This window comes from Achromobacter sp. ISS7 (assembly GCF_056523125.1).
On the sequence record NZ_JAWRZD010000001.1, the window covers coordinates 6,097,408 to 6,114,725 of the forward strand.

Here is a 17,318-nt window from a genome sequence, read left to right on the forward strand (position 1 = left end):
ATCGCAACATGGGGACGGTTGATGCAAGTCAAACGCCCGGGACTATCCGTCCCTGCTTGATTGCCGCGCCCGCGCCGGCCTCATGCGGCGTCGTGGCACACGGCTTCGATGCGATTGCCGGACGGGTCCGATAGAAAGGCGGCGTAGTAATGCGGATGGTAGTGCGGCCGCAGGCCCGGGGCGCCGGCGTCCTGTCCGCCGTGGGCCAGGCCGGCGGCATGGAAGGCGTCGACGGCGCCGCGGCTGGCGGCCTTGAAGCACCAGTGGCGGCGCGCCGGCGGCGTCGGCGAGGCCGCGGGATCGGCCTGGATGCTCAGGTAGGTATGGCCGGCATCGCCGGGGCGGCAGCGTTCGCCATACCCCAGGGCGTCGGCGTGGTCGTAGACCTTGGCCGCGCCCAGGGCCGCCATGACGGCGTCGTAGAACGGCCTGGCGCTGTCGAGCCCGGCGACGCTGATGGAGACGTGATCCAGCAATTGCATGGCGGCTCCGGGGCAGGGCTCAGGCGCGGGCCGCCGCGTTGTGCTCCAGCCATTTGCGGACCGAGGGACGCTGCCACTGGGTCTCGGCATAGTCGCGCAGCGGATCGGGCAGGCCGTCCAGCCACAGGCGGCGCAACGCCACCGCCAGGTCCAGGTCGGCCAGGCACCATTCGTCGAACAGGGTCGACTGGCCCGCGCCGATCAGTGCGCCGGCCACGTGGATCAGCTTGGCCGCGGCCGAATGGCCCGCGTCCGACAGCGGCTCGCCGGCGCGGTCGTAGAAGACCGTTTCGGTCGGGCGTTCCTGGCGCAGGGCGCCCAGGTCGCTGCGCAGCCAGGCCTGCAACTGGCGGGCGCGGGCGCGCTCGCGCGGCTGGGCCGGATAGAGCGCGGTACAGGCCGGCGCCGGGTGCAGGTCTTCCAGGTACTCCGCGATCGCGGTGGACTCGGTCAGGTTGAAGTCACCATGGGTCAGGGCCGGCACGCGCGCGGTCAGGGCGCGGCATTGGTACGGCTGCATGCGCTGTTCGCCCGCGTCGAGGTCGATCATGCGGACCTCGAACGGCAGTTGTTTCTCGGTCAGCGCCACATAGGCCGACATGGCGTAGGGGCTGAGGAATTGGGAATCGACGAACAACGTAAACGGGGCGCCCAAGTGCATCTCCGGTCAGGCGGTGGATAAATGGGGTCTATGACGCAAAGCGTAACGCAATTGAAATTTCGCGTGTCGCGCCGATGCGTCAGTCGACGATGAAGAGCTTGGCGCCGACGGCGGTGGACGAGCGGTGCGGCTCGGCCTGGTCGGCCACCTGGTAGCTCATGCCGGGGGTCAGCACGAAGGTGCGGCCGTCTTCCAGCTCGGTGTGCAGCTCGCCTTCCAGGCAGAACAGGATGTGGCCCTTGCTGCACCAGTGGTCGGCCAGGTAGCCGGGCGTGTATTCGACCATGCGCACGCGCAGATCGCCGAACTGGCGGGTGCGCCAGTAGGCCTTGCCGGTGTCGCCGGGATGCTCGGTGGGTTCGACCTCGGACCAGTCGGTGGTGCCGAAGGGGATGTTGCTCATCTTCATGGTGGTGTTTCCCTTGGGGGCGGCGCGCCCCGCGCGCCGCGAAAAAAGCGGGGGGCTCAGGCGGCCAGCTTCTTCTGCCAGAACATGGCGCGGCCGGTGTCCTCGTCCAGCGAGTAGCCTTCGTAGCCCAGCTTGCGGTACAGGCCCTGGGCGACGTCGTTGCCTTCCAGCACTTCCAGCGTGATCTTGCAGCAGTCGAGCTGGCGCGCGCGGTCTTCCAGCGCGGCCAGCAGCTGCTTGCCCACGCCCTGGCCCTGGAAGCGCGGCGACACGGCCAGATCGTGCAGGTTCACCAGCGGGCGGCAGGCGAAGGTCGAGAAGCCCTCGAGGTAGATGGCCACGCCGGCCGCGGCGCCATCGACCCGCGCCAGCAGGGCGCGCGCCGTCGGCCGCTTGGCCAGTTCCGCGATCAGGTTGCGCTGCGCGTACTCGGGCAGGGGCGTGCTGCCGCCCATGGGGCCGCTGGCGTATTCGTTGAGCATGGCCAGCACCTGCTGGCCGTGTTCCGGATTGTTGAAGTCGACGTCGATGATTTCCAGCACGATCGGTTCCTGTTCATGGGCGGCCCCGCCTGTGGCGGCGGGTGGCGCGACCGTCAATTATGCGCGAAGCCGCGCGACGGGTCGAAGCGCATTGAAAAATCGCGCCATAGCCCCTATCTTCTCTCTGTTCAGGGCCGAATCCGGCGCGAGCCGCCGCCTTTGGCTGCAACCCTCACCATGGGCTGGAAAATGGAGTTCAAGGACTACTACAGCATTCTTGGGGTGGAGCGCGGCGCCTCCGAAGACGACATCCGGCGCTCCTACCGCAAACTCGCCCGCAAGTACCACCCCGACGTCAGCAAGGAAAGCGACGCCGAGGCCCGCATGCGCGACGTCAACGAAGCCTACGACGTGCTGCGCGACAAGGAAAAGCGCGAGGCCTACGACAACCTCGCCGCCGGCGTCTCGCCCGGGGGCGGATTCCAGCCGCCGCCCGGCTGGGACGAAGGGTTCGAGTTCCATCGCGGCGCCGCCTCCGGCGAGGAGGCGCAATTCAGCGAGTTCTTCTCGTCGCTGTTCGGCGGCCGCGGCCGCCGCGCGCAGGGCGCGGGGCGCGAACAGGAATTCCGCGCCCGCGGCGACGACCACCACGCGGCCATCGAGGTCGACCTCGAGGACGCGCTGCAAGGCGCCACCCGCGACATCAGCCTGCGCTCGATGACCGTCGACGACCAGGGCCGCCCGCAGGTGCAGACGCGCACGCTCAGCGTGCGCATTCCGCCGGGCGTGCGAGAAGGCCAGTTCATCCGCCTGGCCGGGCAGGGCATGCCGGGCTATGGCGGCGGCGAGAACGGCGACCTGTACCTGGAGGTGCGCTTCAAGCCCCACGCGCGCTACCGCGCCGAGGGCCGCGACCTGTACATGACGCTGCCGGTGGCGCCCTGGGAAGCGGCGCTGGGCGCCCAGGTCAACGCCCCCACGCCGGGCGGCACGGTCGAGGTCTCGGTGCCGGCCGGTTCCGGCAACGGCCGCAAGCTGCGGCTGCGCGGCCGCGGCATTCCGGGCGACCCGCCCGGCGATCTGTACCTGGTGCTGGAGCTGGCGCTGCCGCCGGCCGACAGCGACGCGGCCAAGGAGGCCTACCGCAAGATGCAGCAAGACCTGCCGTTCAATCCGCGGCGCCACCTGGGGGTCTGATCATGAAGAAAGTCGTCATCAGCAGCGCCACCGTGGTGGGCAAATCGCAACCGCTCAGTGCCGACGACCTGGCCCGCGCCTGCGGCGCCGAGGTCGACTGGGTGGTACAACTGGTCGAGGTCGGCATCGTCGACGCCAGCGGCCCGCGCCCGGCGGAATGGCGCTTCTACAGCCTGGACCTGCAACGCGCGCTGGACGCGCGCCGCCTGGAACGCGATTTCGGCGCCGGCCTCGATGCCGTGGCGCTGATCCTGGACCTGAGCCAGGAGGTGCGCCGCCTGAAGGCGCAACTGCGCGCACTGGGCGCCGACGAATAAGGAGACAGACCATGCTGACCCTCTATCACGCGCCGCGCTCGCGTTCGTTCCGGATTCTCTGGTTGCTGGAAGAGCTGGGCGTGCCCTACGACACCGAGATGGTGTCGATCCGCCGCCGCGACGGATCCGGCCATATCGCTCCCGACTATATCGACATCCACCCGCACGGCAAGGTGCCGGCGCTGGTGCACGACGGCGTGCCGGTGTTCGAGACCCCGGCCATCGCGCTGTACCTGACCGACCTTTATCCCGAGGCCGGCCTGGGGCCCGTCGTGGGCGATCCGCAGCGCGGCCCCTACCTGACCTGGCTGTCGTATTCCACCGGCGTGTTCGAGCCGGCCATGACCGAGCGCGCCTTCAAGACGCCGCACCAGCGCGGCACGATGGGCTGGGGTTCGGCCGACGAGGTCGAGCAGGTCGTGACCCGCGTGCTGCAATCGCGCCCGTATTTCCTGGGCGAGCATTTCAGCGCGGTCGACATCGTGCTGGGCGGGACCTTGCAGTTCATGATGCAGGCCAAGCTGATTCCCGAGAACCCGGTGTTCTCGGGCTATGCCGAACGGCTGGCGGCGCGTCCGGCGATGCACCGCGCGCTGCAGCGCGACGGCGACATCGGCGAGTCCTGATTACCTGAGGCGTTCGCGCAGGTCCGCCTGCCATTGCGACGGGCGGCCCAGGTAGCGGCCCGGTTCGAGCACGCTGAAGGCGCCGTCGCGTTCCAGCGCCAGCGTCGGGAAGCCTGAGCCGCGCAGGCGCTCCAGCAGCGCGCGGCTTTGCGCGATGTGGCGGTCGGTGGCGTCGCCGGTCGTGGCGTCATAGGCGGCCTGGAAGGCCGCGCCGTCCAGGCCGATGTCCTCGGCCAGGCGGCGCAGTTCGGCGGGGTCGGCAAGGCGGCGGCCCTGCACGTAGTGCGCGCGTTGCAGGCGCTGCAGCATGTCCAGGCCGCGTCCGTCCAGGGCCTGGGCGGCCAGGATCGCGGTGGTGGGCGGGGCCGAGTCGAACACCGCGCCGCTGTCGCGCAGCAGGCCGTCGAAGTAGTCCGGGCCGAACACCTGGCCGGTCAGGCCGGCGATGCGTTCATCGTGCGGCATGACATAGCGGCGCAGCGCGTCGGTGACCGGCTGGCGGTTGCCGCCGGTCATCATGCCGCCGCCGTGCAGCGCGATGGCCAGGCCGTCGATGCCGCGGGCGGCCTGCACCAGCGGCGCGGCGCCGTAGCACCAGCCGCACAGCGGGTCGTAAATGTAATGCAGGGTGGGAAGGGAAGAGGTAGCCATGGCGCCATGGTAGAGGCGCGTGCGCGCCGGAAATAGCCCGGCGCGGTAGCCACAGTGTTGCGCCGGCCGTGCAGATGATCCGCGCGGCCGGGGCGGGGCGTCAGCCCGCGATCTGCACGCCGATCCAGAACAGGCCGGCCGCCAGCAGCATCGAGGCGGGCAGGGTCAGGATCCAGGCCAGCAGGATGTTGCGCACCGTGCCGCCCTGCAGGCCGCTCTTGTTGGCGATCATGGTGCCGGCCACGCCGGACGACAGCACGTGGGTGGTGGACACCGGCAGGCTGAAGACGTTGGCCAGGCCGATGGCGCCGACCGCGGTCAGCTGCGCCGACATGCCCTGCGCGTAGGTCATGCCCTGCTTGCCGATCTTTTCGCCCACCGTCAGCACCACGCGGCGCCAGCCGACCATGGTGCCGGCGCCCAGCGCCAGCGCCACCGCCACGATCACCCAGAAGGGCGCGTATTCGGTGGTGGCGGTCAGGTCGGCGCGCAGGCGCTGCAGGTCGGTGCGCTCGCGCGCCGGCAGGCCCTCGATGCGCGCCACCTTCTTGGCGGTGTCGTCCAGGCACAGCAGGTAGCGGCGCACGTCGATGCGCTTGGCCGCCGACAGGTCGGCGTAGTTGCTGACGCCGTGCAGGTCGGCCTGCAGCGCGTCGATGGTGGCCAGGGTCAGTTCGGGATCGCAGCGGAAGGTGCGCGGCAGGTCCGAGGCCGAGCCGGCGCGCTTGAGCGCCAGGAAGTCGCCCAGCATGGCTTCGTTGCGCTGGTAGAACGCGCTCAGGTGGGTGGCGGCGTCGCGCGTGCGCTCGATCTGGTAGGTGGTGCTGTTGGTGTCCAGCACGAAGTTGGCCGGCACGATGCCGATCAGCACCAGCATGATCAGGCCGATGCCTTTCTGGCCGTCGTTCGAGCCGTGCACGAAGCTCACGCCCATGGCCGACAGCACCAGCACCAGGCGGTTCCAGAACGGCGGGTGCTTCTTGTTGTCGATGGCGCGGCGCTGCTCGGGCGTCTTGTGCATCTTCGACAGCGGCAGCCAGCGCTTGAGCGCCAGCAGCAGGCCGCCGGCCACCAGGAAGCCGGCCACCGGCGACACCACCAGCGAGGCGCCGATGTCGATCGCCTTGCCCCAGTTCACGCCCTCGGCCAGCGGCAGGTCGGTGATCAGCGCGTTGGCCAGGCCCACGCCCAGGATCGAGCCGATCAGCGTGTGCGAGCTGGAGGCCGGGATGCCGAAATACCAGGTGCCCAGGTTCCAGGCGATGGCCGCGGCCAGCATGGCGAACACCATGGCCAGCCCGCGTCCGGTATCGACGTTGATCAGCAGCTCCACCGGCAGCAGGTGGACGATGGCGTAGGCCACGCCGACGCCGCCCAGCAGCACGCCGAGGAAGTTGAAGATGCCGGAGAGCACCACCGCCAGGTGGGGCGGCATGGCCTTGGTGTAGATGACCGTCGCGACGGCGTTCGCCGTGTCGTGGAAGCCATTGATGAATTCGAAGGCCAGGACGAACGTCAGGGCCAATGCAAGGCTGAGGCCAACCCAGAGGTCGAGGCCGTGAAAGAGGGTGGACATGGAGGCGGGGGAGGTTCCGGCGGAGGCCAGATTATTACAGATTTGTGACCTGTCCCTGGTTGCGTCAGACAACTTTTGCCGTTCGCCGCGTCCGGCAACCGGCCCTGCGCCGCCCCGCGCCGGCCGCGCTAGAACTTCTGGTACTGGAACTCGATTTCCAGCGGCTTGCCCAGGTTGGCCGAGGTGTCGGCCTGGATCATCATGACCGCCAGCAGGCCCAGGTAGAGCAGGCACAGCCACAGGGTTTTCTTCATCGCGCGGCGTCCGGGACGGGAAGGGGTGGGTTGCGGGGCATTCATGGGCGGAAGACCTCGGCGATGCGCTGGTTCACCCGCAGCCAGCCCAGTTCGCCCAGGTGCTGCACGTCGCGCAGGGTGCCGATCTCGTAGGGCGCGTCGTACATGTCCATGCAGGTCATGGCGTAGCGCGCGCATAGCGCGTCGACCTGGCGCTGCACGGGCGTGAAGCGGTCCAGGTCCCTGAAGACCATCGGGTGCAGCGGCTGCATCACGAACAGCGCGTTGACGCCGTGGTTGCGCAGCAGCCGCATCAGCGCTTCCAGTTCGCGCAGCTCGTCCCTGCCCGTCAGCGGCTGGGGCTGGAAGGCGGTCTTGCCGCCGGCCGGCACCGCCTGCAGGTACTTGTCGAAGAACTCGTCGCGCACGGCGTAGCGGTTGCGCGTCATCTGCGCCTGCTCGGCGTCCTGCGCCTCGCGCGCCAGGGCGTCCCAGTCCACCACCCGGGCTGCCGCCGTGGGGCCGGCGGCTTCCTGCTCGGGCGCGGGGGCGGCGTGCGCCGGCGTCCACAGCCCGATCAACCGCTGGCGAAAGACGTAGGCCTGCTCGGCCGCCATCGACCACGCCACCCGGGCGTCGCCCTTGTCGCGCAGCCAGCGCGCCACCTGTTCGCGGCCCTCGGGCTGGCGCAGCAGGCGCGGCAGCAGGGGATTGGCGTGTTCGCGGAATTCATCCGGGCCGAGCCCGCCGTCGCCGTCGAACCAGCCCGGCGACACCATGATGACGACGCGCGAGGCGGACGACAGGTCGTCCGCCAGCGCCGCCAGCACCAGCTGCATGCCCAGCGACTGGAAGCCCGAATGGCCATAGGCCATGACCGGCATGCGCAGCTCGTCGGCCAGGAAGCGGTAGGGCACGAAGCGCAGGTCGGTGCTGGTCAGCTCGGACGAGCCCAGCACCACCAGCCGGTCGCCGGTGCGCAGCGCCTGGCTCAGCCGCGACAGGTTGCGGGTCTGGTCTTCCAGGGTGTTGCCGAGGTTGTGGATATAGACGCCCGTCGCCGCTTCGGCGCAGGGGCCGGTGCGCAGGGCCAGCCAGTGCCAGGCGCCCCAGCCCGCGGCCAGCGCGACGGACAAGGCCAGCGCCGCCGCCAGCGCATGCTGCCCAAGGATGCGTGTGAACATGAGGAACCAGGAAGGCGCGGCGCGCGGATCGGGGTGAAAGAGAAGATTGTGAGCGGATGTTATCCAGCCCCCATGACCGAGACAAGGGCGCAAACCCGCGGGTGCCCGCGGATTCCCCTTTTTGCCACAGGGGCACCCGCGCGCCCGGCCGGCCGCCGCGTGGAGAATGCGATAGCATCCTTGTCTGGCGGGGTCCTGGATTTCCAGGATTGACCGCGCCCCGGCCCGCCGGCGGCGCCCGTTCCCCCGCGCCTTCCGCCCACTTCACGCCCGAGCGCCCATGACCGCCCCTACCCGTATCGCCCGCCGCCATCCCGACGAACTGATCATCGGCCTGGTGTCGATTTCCGACCGCGCGTCGGCCGGCGCCTACCAGGACGAGGGGCTGCCGTCGCTGCGCGCCTGGCTGGGCGGCGCCCTGGCCTCGCCGTGGCAGGCGGTGGACCGGCTGATTCCCGACGAAGCGGCCCGCATCTCCGAGACGCTGATCGAGCTGGTCGATGCCTGTGGCTGCGATCTGGTCCTGACCACCGGCGGCACCGGCCCGGCGCGGCGCGACGTCACGCCCGAGGCCACGCTGGCGGTCGGCACCAAGGAAATGCCGGGCTTCGGCGAGCAGATGCGCCAGATCAGCCTGCGCTTCGTGCCCACCGCGATCCTGTCGCGGCAGGTCGCCGTGATCCGCGAACGGCCCGCGCATGCGGCCCTGATCGTGAACCTGCCGGGCCAGCCCAAGGCCATCCGCGAGACCCTCGAGGGCCTGAAGGGCGACGACGGCTCGACGCTGGTGCCGGGCATCTTCGCCGCCATTCCCTATTGCATCGACCTGATCGGCGGGCCCTACGCCGAGACCCGTCCCGAGGTCATCGCCGCGTTCCGCCCCAAGTCGGCGCGCCGCCCGCAGCCGTCGCCGGACGCTGCGGTATAGTTGGCCGCCTCTTTCCATTCATCGCCAGAGAGTCCTGATATGAAGGTCCGTACCGCCTTGTCCCTTACCGCCGTCGTGCTCGCCGTGTCGGCCTGCGCCAACGTCAAAGACGTCCGCGACCGCGATCCGGTGTTCTACGGCTCGACCCCGCGCACGGCCGAGGAATACACCAACTGCGTCGCCGCCGCCTGGAAGGACCAGGGCGTGCGCTTCGAGCGCAAGGCGGTGCGCAACGGCTTCGAGCTGATCCAGTCGGACAGCCTGGGCGTCGAGGCGGTGCTGACCACCACCACCTGGAAGGGCAAGACCGAGGCCCGCCTGTCGACCCGCATCGCGCGGCGTGACCAGAGCATCATCGAACCGGCCAACCTGTGCCTGCAGCAGTGATGCCGCAACGCCGAGACATGCTGCGGCTGGGCCTGGCCGCGGCCGCGGTGTGCCTGGCCCTGCCGGCGCGCGCCAAGCAGGCGCCGGCCGCGCAGCAGGGCGGCTTCATCAGCCGCAAGCTCAATGCGCCGGTGCCGGGTGGCGTCGCCGTGCTGGCGCTGGGCGACGCGGCGACGGCGCCCGAGGTCACCTACCGCGACCGCCGCGTGCTGGTGGTGCGCGAAGACGGCAAGCAATGGATCGCCGTGGTCGGCATCCCGCTGGCGGTCAAGCCGGGCCAGCAGGAGATTGCCGTGCGTGACGCCGCCGGCACGCGCCAGCTGCCGTTCACCGTGCGCGCCAAGGAGTACGTGGCGCAGCACATCACGCTGAAGAACCCGCGCCAGGTCAACCCCGACCCGGACGACATGAAGCGCATCGAGCGCGAGATGGCCGAGCAGAGCGCCGCCAACCGCGCCTACCGCGCCGGGGTCACGCCCAGCAACCTGCTGCTCGATCGCCCGGTCAGCGGCGGCCGCCTGTCCAGCCCGTTCGGCCTGCGCCGCTTCTTCAACGGCGAAGAGCGCAATCCGCATTCCGGCCTGGATTTCGCCGTGCCCGCGGGCACGCCGATCAAGGCGCCGGCCGCGGGCGTGGTGTCGCTGGTGGGGGATTATTTCTTCAACGGCAAGACCGTCTTCCTGGACCATGGCCAGGGCTTCGTGAGCATGTTCTGCCACATGTCGGCGATCGACGTGAAGGTGGGCGATGCCGTGGCGCGGGGCGGGGTGGTCGGCAAGGTCGGCGCGACCGGCCGGGCGACCGGCCCGCACCTGCACTGGAACGTCAGCCTGAACGATGCGCGGGTCGATCCCGCGATCTTCATCGGTGCCTTCAAGCCCTGACGCCGCCGGGGCCCGCGGGCGCGGCAAAACCGCGCCGGGCGCCGGCGCCGCTTTGAAACTCGATGGCTGGGGAAAGGGCCGGGCCGCCTTCAGGCGGTGGCCGCCTGCGGCGCGGGCGCGTCCTGCGGCTGCTGCAGGGAGATGCGATGCAGGACGTACTGGTGCATGCGCTCGGCGTACATCATCTGGTCCAGCATGCCGTGCAACTGCACTTCCTGTTCATCCAGGCAGTTGTCGTACTTGGTCTTGGCTTCGGCGTAGGTCAGGCCGGTATTGCGCAGGCTGTTGATGAACGCTTCACGCGATTGGTGCAGCAGGCGCAGGCCTTCTTCCCCCTTGGCGAATCGTCTTCGCGTGAGGGAGAGCTGGTCGGCCGCTTCTTTCAATTCCTGTGTCAGATCCATCTTGCTGCTTCATGCGTCTTCCGCCGGGCCTGGCGCCGGGGAGCGCCATTCTTTCACGAACCGGGGTCTTGCGCATTACTACGGCAGGGCGCGCGCGAGTTTAAGGCCACGGGGCAATCCGCGGCGGGGCGCCCGCCCGGGCGGCGGCAGGCCGGCGTGAACGCCGGCCCCGCGGCTCAGCGGCGGTACTGCTGGGGACGGTTGGTCGGGGCGGGGCCGCGCTCGTCCTTGTGGCGGAAGTTGATGCGGCCCTTGGTCAGGTCGTACGGCGACATTTCCAGCGTGACGCGGTCACCGGCCAGGATGCGGATGCGGTGCTTGCGGATGCGGCCCGAGGCATAGGCGCCGACTTCGATGCCGTTGTCCAGGGTGACGCGGTAGCGGCTATCGGGCAGCACTTCGTCGACGATGCCGTCCAGTTCGATGAGTTCTTCTTTAGCCATTCTCTACTCCTTGATCAATACGCGCCGCCATGCCGTCGGCATGGCGCGCCACCCGGGGATGGCGAGCGCGTCGGACTCTGTTAGCCAGGTCCAGCGGTTGAACGTAAAACGTCCGGGCAAGCGCGGGTATGGGCCACGGCATCCCAAGTGGATGTCTGAAATGACGGATACTCGCGCCGCGAGGGCAGTGTGCGCGTGATGCGCAGCTTGGTCGCGGGTCGGCGCTTGTGGCACGTCGCCGGAAGAAGCGGGTTGGAGTGTCTGCTGCGATACCGGGCGACGCGGGTCGCGCCACGGGGCAAGGGCAGGTTTCACCCAAGAAAACCGGTTGCAGCGTTGCAGGAATGCCGGGCGTAAGTCCGGCCAGACCCGCCACTGCGGGTAGGTACTCAGACTGCCACCGTGGGTTGGCACTCAATGTCGTGAACGAAGCCCGGTTTTTGCGGAAAAATCACGGACTTATGTTACTGCAAAGCGCAATGATTAGCCAGTTTTTATCCGCCCTGATGGCGTGATAGTTGCTATTGAACGACTGCGCGGCGCGCGATCCGGCCGCTGGAAACGCGGGGGGCGGTCGCCCCGTGGCGCCGGGCGCGGGGCGGGGATGGCGTCCCTTATTGCGCCGGGATGCGCGCCTGGTAGTCCGTTTCCCAGCGCCGCAGCGCCGACCAGAACGGGCCTGGCTCGCGGCCGGCCAGGCGGGCCGCGAGCACGCCCAGATGCGCGTGCCAGCCGCCGGCCACGTCGATCATGTCGGCGCGCGAGGCCAGCTTGCGGTGGGTCAGCACCAGCCGGGTGCCGTCGCCTTCCGGCGACAGTTCGAACGTGACTTCCGACGGCTGGCCCTGCGAGCCGCCCCAGGTGAACGCCAGCAGCCTGGGCGGCTCGCAGCGGGTGATGACGCCGTGCGTGGTGACGCCGTTCTCATAGGGTTTGTAGGGCTCGGGCGTGGGTTCGGCCACGGACGACAGGTCGGCGTGCACGAAGCGCAGCGTGACGCCGCCGCCTTCGCGCAGCTCCATGTCGCCGGTCGCCAGCCACAGCCCGCGCTTGTCGGATTCGGTCAGGAAGGCCCAGACCCGTTCCACGCTGCCGGGCAGGACGCGGGTGAAGCAAAGGGAGGTGGGGCTGGTGACGACACCGTAATCACTCATGTTGGCTCTCCGGGGGATGCGGTCGGGGGCGCATGGGCGGCCAGCGCGGCTTCGAGCGCGTCCAGCCGGCCCGACCAGAAATGTTCATAGAAGCGCAGCCATTGCATGGCTTCGGCCATCGGGGCCGGATTCAGGCTGCATACGTGGCTGCGGCCGTTGACGGTCCGCCGCAGCAGGCCGGCCCGTTCCAGCGCCTGCACGTGCTTGGAGGCGCCGGCGAAACTCATGCGCAGGGGCGCGGCCAGTTCACCGATGGTCCGGTCTCCGCCGGCCAGGCGTTGCAGCATGTCGCGGCGCGTGGGATCGGCCAGCGCGCGAAAGACGGCATCGAGGGACGGGGGAGGCAATGATTCAACCATAAGGTTGAATATAACCATCCCTCCGGTCCAGGCTCAACTATCTGGTTGAATTTTTATGTAACGGCGTGGGGCAGCGCCGTTTCCGCGTCCTCGTAGGCCTCGGGGTACTGCGGCAGGGTGTCGGTGATGTCGAACCAGGGCGCCTTGCTGGCCACGTGGCAGTGCGCGCCCGGCTTGATGCCGGGGTCGTCGTCCAGCGCGCCCAGCGGCAGGCCGTAGATGTCGGGCGTCTGGTCGAAGCGGCTGAGCAGCGGCGTGCCGCAGGCTTCGCAGAAGCCGCGATAGTTGCCCGGCGACGAGCAATACCAGGTGACGTGGTTTTCCCCCTTGGTCCAGGCGAAATCCTTGGCCTGAACGGTGGCTCGGCTGCGGAAGGCGGCGCCGTGCGACTTGCGGCACATGGCGCAATGGCAGTTGAGGGCGTCGGTGAGCGGACCGGTGATCTGGTAGGCAACGCGGCCGCAGAGGCAGGAACCGTTGAGCATGATGACCGCCTGTCGGAAGGGGGATTCCTTGAATATACCCGCCGGCCGCGACGCTGGCGCGGCCATATATGACGGATGTCTTTCAGTCGGTTGCCATGACCCCTATTTTCAGCCAAATGATTCGATCGTCAGGTCATCGCGCTGTCATGCCGCGAAAACAGAATGCGCGAATGAACCAATCCAAGGGGTTTCAACGATGACATACGCCATCGAAGTACAGGGGCTGAGCAAGTCCTTCCATCCCGGCGCGCGGGCGCTGGACAACGTCGACCTGCGCGTGGCCGACGGCGAGATGGTGGCGCTGCTGGGCGCCTCGGGCTCGGGCAAGTCGACGCTGCTGCGCCATCTGGCGGGCTTCGTGGTCGGCGACGCCGGGCAGGGCAGCGTCACGGTCAATGGCCAGCTGATCCAGCGCCATGGCCGCCTGTCGCGCCAGGTGCGCGGCGCGCGCGCCAGCATCGGTTTCGTGTTCCAGCAGTTCAACCTGGTGGGCCGCCTGCCGGTGATCACCAACGTGCTGACCGGCCTGCTGCCGCGGGTGCCGATGTGGCGCAGCCTGACGCGCGTGTTCCTGCGCGATGAAGTCCGCCAGGGCCTCGACGCCCTTGCCCAGGTTGGTATAGACGACTATGCATTTCAGCGCGCCTCGACGCTGTCCGGCGGCCAGCAGCAGCGCGCGGCCATCGCCCGCACGCTGGTGCAGAACGCCCGCGTGATCCTGGCCGACGAGCCGATCGCCTCGCTCGATCCCGAATCCTCGCGCCGCGTGATGGACACGCTGGCGCACATCAACCGCAGCCGCAAGGTGGCCGTGGTGGTGTCGCTGCACCAGGTCGACGTGGCCCTGCGCTACTGCCCGCGGGTGGTGGCCTTGCGCCACGGCAAGGTGGTCTACGACGGCCCTTCGGCCGACCTGACGCCGGCCATGCTGCGCGACCTGTACGGCTCGGAACTGAGCGAGCTGCTTCCCGAATACGCGCCGCAAGCCCAGTCCCTGCCGGGCCTGGCGCCGCTTTCCCAACAGGCCTACGCGGCCTGACCTTACCCGTTCCCTACCCGGAGCTTTCCATGCTACGCAGAACCTTTGTTGCCCTGATCGCCGCTGCCGCCTTGTCCACGCAAGTCCATGCGCAAGACGCCAAGACGCTGAACTTCGGCATCATCTCGACGGAATCGTCGACCAACCTGAAGTCGGTCTGGCAGCCCGTCATCGACGACCTGAGCCGCGCCATCGGCGTGCCGGTCAAGCCGTTCTTCGCTTCCGACTACGCCGGCATCATCGAAGGCATGCGCTTCAACAAGGTGCAGATGGCCTGGTACGGCAACAAGGCCGCCATCGAGGCAGTCGACCGCGCCAGCGGCGAAGTGTTCGCCTCGGTGATCGACAAGGACGGCAACCCGGGCTACTGGTCGCTGCTGATCGTCAACAAGGACAGCGACCTCAAGACCCTGGACGACGTGCTCAAGCGCCGCGGCCAGCTGACCTACGGCGCCGGCGATCCCAACTCGACTTCGGGCACCGCCGTGCCGGGCTACTACCTGTGGGGCGCCAACAAGATCGAGCCGAAGACCTTCTTCAAGGCGGTGCGCGTCAGCAACCACGAGACCAACCTGCTGTCGGTCATCAACAAGCAGGTCGACGTGGCCGTCAACAACACCGAGGCGCTGGAGCGCTATCGCCTGAACACCGGCAAGGATGCCAACGACAGCGTGCGCATCCTGTGGAAGTCGCCGCTGATTCCGGCCGATCCGCTGGTCATGCGCACCGACCTGCCGGCTGACCTGAAGACCAAGATCCGCGACTTCTTCGTCAACTACGGCAAGGGCAAGGACGCCGCGCGCGAAATGGCCAACCTGAAGGCGCTGACCTACCAGGGCTTCCGCGCTTCGGACAACCAGCAGCTGGTGCCGATCCGCCAGATCGAACTGGCGCGTGAAAAGGCCAAGATCGAAGCCGACGCCACCATCGGCCAGGCCGAGAAGCAGAAGCAGCTGGCCGACCTGGACGCCAAGCTGGCCAGCCTGGGCCAGCCCACCGCCAAGCAGTAACGATGCCGCGTTGCGCCGGCGCTTGCCCGTCAAGCGCCGGCGCGCGTCCATCCGATTTCTCTACTCCGGAATTCCCATGACCCTGGCCGTGCCTTCTTCCCGTTCCCCCGCCGCGCCGCGCTCGTCGCTGCCGGTCCTGCTCGTATGGGCCTTCGTGCTGGCGCTGCTGGTGATGTCCTGGCGCGGCGCCGACATGCGGCCGCTGGACCTGCTGCGGGACTCGGGCAACATGGCCCAGTTCGCCGCCGATTTCTTCCCGCCCAATTTCCGCGATTGGCGCATGTACCTGGACGAGATGGTGGTGACGGTGCAGATCGCGGTGTGGGGCACGTTCCTGGCGATCCTGGTGGCGGTGCCGCTGGGGTTGCTGTGCTCGTCGAACATGGTGCCGGCCTGGGTCTACCAGCCGATGCGGCGCCTGATGGACGCCTGCCGCGCCATCAATGAAATGGTGTTCGCGATGCTGTTCATCGTGGCGGTAGGCCTGGGGCCCTTCGCCGGCGTGCTGGCGCTGTGGGTGCACACCACCGGCGTGCTGGCCAAGCTGTTCTCCGAAGCGGTCGAGGCCATCGACCCGCGCCCGGTCGAGGGCGTGCGCGCCACTGGCGCCAATGCGCTCGAAGAGATCGTCTACGGCGTGATCCCGCAGGTGCTGCCGCTGTGGATCTCGTATTCGCTGTACCGCTTCGAATCGAACGTGCGTTCGGCCTCGGTGGTGGGCATCGTCGGCGCCGGCGGCATCGGCACCGTGCTGTGGGAAATCATCCGCAGCTTCCGCTATGCCGAAACCTGCGCGGTGATGATCATCATCGTCGGCTTCGTGGTCGTGATCGACATGGCGTCGGCCCGCATCCGCCGCGCATTGATCTGAAGACCGGGGCGCGCCGCGGCGCACCCCATGGCTCAATCGGCCGGCGTCAGCGCCAGGAAGGCCGGCAGGGCCAGCAGGCCCGCCAGCCGGGCCGCGGCGATGTCGGCCGGCGCCAGCGCCGCGCGCGGCATCAGGAAGTTGACGGTGCCCAGGCAGGCGCCGTCGAACACCACCGGCACGTTGATCACCGACCGCAGGCCGAGCGCCTGGATGGCGTCGTGGTCGTCGAAGAACTCGCGGATCGCGTCCGCGCCTTCGCCGATGAAGACCTTGCGTTCGAGCAGCACGTGACGGCCCCAGGCGGTGCCGCGCTTGTCCTTGCTGCCGCCGGGCGGATAGGCCGCGGGGTTCGAGCTGTACAGGCGCACCACCCGCATGCGTTCGGCGTCGTGGCGGTTGATGGTGCACAGCGTGTGCCCCAGCGTGGCGTGGGCGTGCGCGTCGAGCGCGGCGAAGGCGGCCGGGGCCGAGGCCTCGTCATAGGCCTGCGCCAGGCGCTCGACGGTGTCGGGCGTGATGCTCATTCGGCGGTGATTCCCAGTTCCTTGATGAGCTTGCCGTACTTGTCGGCATCGCGCGCCAGCACCTGGCCGAATTGCGCCGGGGTGGTGTCCAGCAGCAGCACGCCCATGTCGCCCATCTTCTTGATGACGTCGGGACGCTTGAGGATCTTGTTGATCTCCTGGTTCAGGCGCGTCGTCAGTTCCGGCGGCATGCCGGCCGGGCCGAAGGCGCCGTACCAGACCGACAGTTCGTAGCCGGGCAGCGTCTCGGCCACGGTGGGCACGTCGGGCAACAGCGGCGAACGCTGTTCCTCGGTGACGGCCAGCAGCTTGAGCTTGCCGGTCTGCACGTGCGGCAGGGTCTGCGTGCCGGCGCTGAACAGCACCTGGGTGCGGCCGGCCACCGTGTCCAGCACCGCCGGCGCGCCGCCGCGGTAGGGGATGTGCATCATCTTCACGCCGGCGGCCTTCTCGAACAGCGCGGCGCTCAGGTGGTTGGTCGAGCCCTGGCCGGCCGAGGCGTAGGCCACCTTGTCGGGGTTGGCCTTCACGTAGTCGATGAATTCCTTGACGTTGCTGGCCGGCACCGAGGGGTGCACCACCATCGTGTTGGTGACCAACGCCAGTTCGGCGATGGGCGTGAAGTCCTTGACGCCGTCGAACGGCATGTTGCTGTAGAGCGCCTGGTTCATGGTGTGCGTGCTCATCGAGCCGACCAGCAGCGTGTAGCCGTCGGGCTTGGCGCGCGCCACGAAGGTGCTGCCGATGTTGCCCGAGGCGCCCGAGCGGTTCTCGACGATGACGGGCTGGCCGAGCGATTGCGTCAGGCCTTCGGACAGCACGCGCGCCAGGATGTCGGTGGAGCCGCCGGCGGCCCACGGCACGATCAGCGTGATCGGCTTTTCGGGCCAGGCGGCGTGCGCCAGCGCGGGCGCGGCGCAGGCCACGGTCAGGGCGCAGGCGCGCAATAGTCGTCGGATGGTCTTCATGGTGTTTACCCCTTGCAATGAGGCCGGTCTGGTCGCCGGCT

At 68.8% G+C, this 17,318-nt stretch carries 24 protein-coding genes; 9 read left to right on the plus strand and 15 right to left on the minus strand.

The genetic code is table 11. The features are described from left to right. Positions 1 to 80: 80 nt before the first annotated feature. The 4 genes from AC1HFW_RS27680 to AC1HFW_RS27695 all read right to left on the minus strand — a co-directional run bounded on the left by AC1HFW_RS27680 (position 81) and on the right by AC1HFW_RS27695 (position 2,094). Entirely contained in the window at positions 81 to 482 is a 402-nt protein-coding gene (locus AC1HFW_RS27680; protein ID WP_479285927.1) for a VOC family protein, read from the minus strand. A 19-nt stretch (positions 483 to 501) separates the two neighbouring features. Then, on the minus strand, positions 502 to 1,137 hold the full coding sequence (gene yfcF / locus AC1HFW_RS27685; RefSeq protein ID WP_006390852.1) for a glutathione transferase: 636 nt from the start codon (positions 1,135 to 1,137) through the stop codon (positions 502 to 504). 85 nt (positions 1,138 to 1,222) lie between these two features. Further along, positions 1,223 to 1,552 carry a DHCW motif cupin fold protein gene (locus AC1HFW_RS27690; protein WP_006390851.1) on the minus strand — a complete coding sequence of 110 codons (330 nt, stop codon included), beginning with the start codon at positions 1,550 to 1,552 and terminating at the stop codon, positions 1,223 to 1,225. 56 nt (positions 1,553 to 1,608) lie between these two features. Then, the gene (locus AC1HFW_RS27695; RefSeq protein ID WP_006390850.1) at positions 1,609 to 2,094 is read right to left on the minus strand and encodes a GNAT family N-acetyltransferase; all 486 of its coding nucleotides are present in this window, start codon (positions 2,092 to 2,094) and stop codon (positions 1,609 to 1,611) included. Positions 2,095 to 2,283: 189 nt separating this feature from the next. Here AC1HFW_RS27695 and AC1HFW_RS27700 point away from each other — a divergent pair, with 189 nt between their 5' ends. The 3 genes from AC1HFW_RS27700 to AC1HFW_RS27710 are packed head-to-tail and all read left to right on the plus strand — an operon-like array spanning position 2,284 to position 4,174. Beyond that, positions 2,284 to 3,231: a DnaJ C-terminal domain-containing protein gene (locus AC1HFW_RS27700; protein WP_116520298.1), complete on the plus strand. Its 948-nt coding sequence runs from the start codon at positions 2,284 to 2,286 to the stop codon at positions 3,229 to 3,231. Positions 3,232 to 3,233: 2 nt separating this feature from the next. Further along, positions 3,234 to 3,548, plus strand: a complete 315-nt coding sequence (locus AC1HFW_RS27705) for a chaperone modulator CbpM (RefSeq protein WP_006390848.1) — start codon at positions 3,234 to 3,236, stop codon at positions 3,546 to 3,548. Between the two features lie 11 nt (positions 3,549 to 3,559). Then, complete coding sequence (locus AC1HFW_RS27710; RefSeq protein ID WP_061073623.1) at positions 3,560 to 4,174, plus strand: glutathione S-transferase family protein; 615 nt, start codon at positions 3,560 to 3,562, stop codon at positions 4,172 to 4,174. Here AC1HFW_RS27710 and AC1HFW_RS27715 read toward each other — a convergent pair whose 3' ends face one another. From AC1HFW_RS27715 to AC1HFW_RS27730, 4 genes are all read right to left on the minus strand, one after another. Further along, complete coding sequence (locus tag AC1HFW_RS27715) at positions 4,175 to 4,825, minus strand: DsbA family protein (RefSeq protein ID WP_479285929.1); 651 nt, start codon at positions 4,823 to 4,825, stop codon at positions 4,175 to 4,177. Between the two features lie 100 nt (positions 4,826 to 4,925). Continuing rightward, positions 4,926 to 6,401 (minus strand): inorganic phosphate transporter, encoded by a 1,476-nt coding sequence (locus AC1HFW_RS27720; protein ID WP_006390844.1) that lies wholly within the window; start codon positions 6,399 to 6,401, stop codon positions 4,926 to 4,928. Positions 6,402 to 6,529: 128 nt separating this feature from the next. Further along, positions 6,530 to 6,655: a hypothetical protein gene (locus AC1HFW_RS27725; protein WP_006390843.1), complete on the minus strand. Its 126-nt coding sequence runs from the start codon at positions 6,653 to 6,655 to the stop codon at positions 6,530 to 6,532. Positions 6,656 to 6,696: 41 nt separating this feature from the next. Continuing rightward, positions 6,697 to 7,821: a D-alanyl-lipoteichoic acid biosynthesis protein DltD gene (locus AC1HFW_RS27730; RefSeq protein ID WP_479285932.1), complete on the minus strand. Its 1,125-nt coding sequence runs from the start codon at positions 7,819 to 7,821 to the stop codon at positions 6,697 to 6,699. Between the two features lie 280 nt (positions 7,822 to 8,101). Here AC1HFW_RS27730 and mog point away from each other — a divergent pair, with 280 nt between their 5' ends. From mog to AC1HFW_RS27745, 3 genes are read left to right on the plus strand one after another with little or no spacing between them, the layout of a single operon-like run. After that, positions 8,102 to 8,749 carry a molybdopterin adenylyltransferase gene (gene mog / locus AC1HFW_RS27735; protein WP_479285934.1) on the plus strand — a complete coding sequence of 216 codons (648 nt, stop codon included), beginning with the start codon at positions 8,102 to 8,104 and terminating at the stop codon, positions 8,747 to 8,749. Positions 8,750 to 8,788: 39 nt separating this feature from the next. After that, complete coding sequence (locus AC1HFW_RS27740) at positions 8,789 to 9,136, plus strand: hypothetical protein (protein WP_241073968.1); 348 nt, start codon at positions 8,789 to 8,791, stop codon at positions 9,134 to 9,136. Then, positions 9,136 to 10,020 carry a peptidoglycan DD-metalloendopeptidase family protein gene (locus tag AC1HFW_RS27745; RefSeq protein ID WP_205413587.1) on the plus strand — a complete coding sequence of 295 codons (885 nt, stop codon included), beginning with the start codon at positions 9,136 to 9,138 and terminating at the stop codon, positions 10,018 to 10,020. The genes AC1HFW_RS27740 and AC1HFW_RS27745 overlap by 1 nt, the downstream gene beginning before the upstream one ends. 89 nt (positions 10,021 to 10,109) lie before the next feature. Here AC1HFW_RS27745 and AC1HFW_RS27750 read toward each other — a convergent pair whose 3' ends face one another. From AC1HFW_RS27750 to AC1HFW_RS27770, 5 genes are all read right to left on the minus strand, one after another. Further along, positions 10,110 to 10,424: a hypothetical protein gene (locus AC1HFW_RS27750; RefSeq protein ID WP_054460441.1), complete on the minus strand. Its 315-nt coding sequence runs from the start codon at positions 10,422 to 10,424 to the stop codon at positions 10,110 to 10,112. A 176-nt stretch (positions 10,425 to 10,600) separates the two neighbouring features. Then, complete coding sequence (infA, locus tag AC1HFW_RS27755; RefSeq protein WP_479285937.1) at positions 10,601 to 10,867, minus strand: translation initiation factor IF-1; 267 nt, start codon at positions 10,865 to 10,867, stop codon at positions 10,601 to 10,603. A 614-nt stretch (positions 10,868 to 11,481) separates the two neighbouring features. After that, positions 11,482 to 12,021 (minus strand): SRPBCC family protein, encoded by a 540-nt coding sequence (locus AC1HFW_RS27760; protein WP_241070595.1) that lies wholly within the window; start codon positions 12,019 to 12,021, stop codon positions 11,482 to 11,484. Beyond that, positions 12,018 to 12,380 carry an ArsR/SmtB family transcription factor gene (locus tag AC1HFW_RS27765; RefSeq protein WP_054428518.1) on the minus strand — a complete coding sequence of 121 codons (363 nt, stop codon included), beginning with the start codon at positions 12,378 to 12,380 and terminating at the stop codon, positions 12,018 to 12,020. The genes AC1HFW_RS27760 and AC1HFW_RS27765 overlap by 4 nt, the downstream gene beginning before the upstream one ends. Before the next feature lie 53 nt (positions 12,381 to 12,433). After that, positions 12,434 to 12,865 carry a GFA family protein gene (locus AC1HFW_RS27770; RefSeq protein ID WP_061073629.1) on the minus strand — a complete coding sequence of 144 codons (432 nt, stop codon included), beginning with the start codon at positions 12,863 to 12,865 and terminating at the stop codon, positions 12,434 to 12,436. 196 nt (positions 12,866 to 13,061) lie between these two features. Between AC1HFW_RS27770 and phnC the strand changes: the two genes are divergently transcribed. From phnC to phnE, 3 genes are all read left to right on the plus strand, one after another. Continuing rightward, the gene (phnC, locus tag AC1HFW_RS27775) at positions 13,062 to 13,904 is read left to right on the plus strand and encodes a phosphonate ABC transporter ATP-binding protein (protein ID WP_006390833.1); all 843 of its coding nucleotides are present in this window, start codon (positions 13,062 to 13,064) and stop codon (positions 13,902 to 13,904) included. Positions 13,905 to 13,933: 29 nt separating this feature from the next. Then, entirely contained in the window at positions 13,934 to 14,914 is a 981-nt protein-coding gene (phnD, locus tag AC1HFW_RS27780; RefSeq protein ID WP_061073631.1) for a phosphonate ABC transporter substrate-binding protein, read from the plus strand. A 76-nt stretch (positions 14,915 to 14,990) separates the two neighbouring features. After that, positions 14,991 to 15,785, plus strand: coding sequence for a phosphonate ABC transporter, permease protein PhnE (gene phnE, locus AC1HFW_RS27785; protein ID WP_006390831.1), 795 nt, complete (start codon positions 14,991 to 14,993; stop codon positions 15,783 to 15,785). A 32-nt stretch (positions 15,786 to 15,817) separates the two neighbouring features. Here the strand turns inward: phnE and AC1HFW_RS27790 are convergent, their stop codons facing one another. Continuing rightward, positions 15,818 to 16,309: a GAF domain-containing protein gene (locus AC1HFW_RS27790; protein WP_006390830.1), complete on the minus strand. Its 492-nt coding sequence runs from the start codon at positions 16,307 to 16,309 to the stop codon at positions 15,818 to 15,820. Next, on the minus strand, positions 16,306 to 17,277 hold the full coding sequence (locus tag AC1HFW_RS27795) for a Bug family tripartite tricarboxylate transporter substrate binding protein (protein ID WP_116520290.1): 972 nt from the start codon (positions 17,275 to 17,277) through the stop codon (positions 16,306 to 16,308). The genes AC1HFW_RS27790 and AC1HFW_RS27795 overlap by 4 nt, the downstream gene beginning before the upstream one ends. Positions 17,278 to 17,318: the final 41 nt, after the last annotated feature.